Raw genomic sequence first — 1522 nt, 5'->3', positions numbered from 1 at the left:
CACCGTGTCGAGCTCACCGTGAACGCCGGTGGCGGAGGGGCGATGGGGCAGCTCGCCGACATGACGCTCGTCGTCGTCTTCGCCGGGCTCTGTCTTGTGATGCTGCGCCGAGGAGTCGTGCACTCGACGCGGCTGGTCCTCGCGGTCGAGGTCGTGAGCGTCATGCTGCTCGTCGCGGCACTGCTGGCCATCGTGACGCGCTTCGGTCCACCCTCGGCCGACACCTTCTCACTGGCCGGTGCCTCGGGTGGACGCATCCTGGTGGGTGCCGCACTCGTGGCGACGCTGACGGTCGCGTTCGAGAGCAGCGCGACGCTGGGGCTGGAGGCGCGGCAGCCGTTGCGGACCGTGCCCTCCTCGATGCGCAGAGGGCTCGCGCTCACGGCCGGGCTGGTCCTCGTCGCGAGCGTCGTCGGGGCGTCGCGGCCCGCCGACCTGGCATGGAGCTGGCGCTGGTTCGGTGCGCTGGGGCAGCCGTCGTTCGTGGACTCACTGATCCTGGCGGCCCTGGCGCTCTCGCTCGTCACCCTGGCCCTGTGCGCGTGGACGGCGCTCAGCAGGCTCGTCTTCTCCTTCGCGCGCGAGGGCCTGCTCTGGCGAGGTCTGGGGCGGACCGACCGCCACGGGGTGCCGCTGCGCGCCGCTGTGGTCTGTGCGCCGCTCGTGGTGGGGCTACCTCTCGGCGCCTGGGCCATGGGAGTACACGTTCCCGCGGCGGCCGGCGAGCTGCTGCACTCCGCCACGACCGTCATGTGCCTGGCCTACGCACTGACTGCCATCGCCGTGGTGCCGTTCCTGCGGTCCATCGACGAGCTGCGCCCGCGATCGGTGGTCCTCGCGGTGGTGACCGCACTCGGCTCGGCGGCCGTGGCGGCTCGGCAGATGGCATCGGAGGAGCTGGGGGCGCCACGCATCGTCGCCGTGCTGACCGTCATCGCTGCAGGACTGTTGTGGCGGGCTGCCTTGGTCGTCATATCACAGCCGACGGCGGTTCCCGGTGCTCATGACGATCCGGTCAGGAGCGATGCGGTGCTGCCGCGATGACAGACGGCTTCCTTGCCCGGGAGCCGGGCGCGGTCGATACCGCCTTCACCGTGCTCCAGGCGGTGGCGGACCACGGGCCGGGCGTCACGTCCGCTGACCTGGTCGCCCAGCTGCCGATGTCCCGGGCCACCGTGTTCCGGGTCGTGAAGCACCTGGTGGCGCAGGAGTACCTCGTGCGCACACCGGACCTGAAGGGTTTCGCCCTCGGCAGACGCGTGCTCGCGCTGGCCGATGCCGCTGCCCTGCACCTGCCGCCACCCGGCGAGGTACCGGTGGAGGCCTGAGCGGCCGACCAGTCTCGTTTGAAGTTTCACGAACCGAACCGAGCACTAACCGTTGCGGAACCGGCCTTCGCTCTACTGATCCGCGGTGGCTCGAGATGGTCGAGCTTTTCAGTGAAGAGAGCACACATGTCAACATCAACCCCCCATGGCATGACCAGGCGGTGGCGCGGCAGCGCGGTCGGTCTGGCCCTTGC

The 1522-nt window shown here is 70.4% G+C and carries 1 protein-coding gene and 1 pseudogene; both read left to right on the top strand.

The features are described from left to right. A pseudogene (locus tag ACOJSN_RS05065) lies at nucleotides 1–1044 on the top strand (hypothetical protein); the annotation flags it as partial. Next, complete coding sequence (locus ACOJSN_RS05060; RefSeq protein WP_420111420.1) at nucleotides 1041–1328, top strand: MarR family transcriptional regulator; 288 nt, start codon at nucleotides 1041–1043, stop codon at nucleotides 1326–1328. The pseudogene ACOJSN_RS05065 and the gene ACOJSN_RS05060, both read left to right, overlap by 4 nt. Nucleotides 1329–1522: the final 194 nt, after the last annotated feature.

Origin of the sequence: Pseudactinotalea sp., assembly GCF_048594945.1 — a bacterium.
Lineage (GTDB): Bacteria > Actinomycetota > Actinomycetes > Actinomycetales > Beutenbergiaceae > Pseudactinotalea.
Note: the sequence above shows the minus strand (reverse complement) of the source record. Positions and strands in the feature narration are given on the sequence as shown.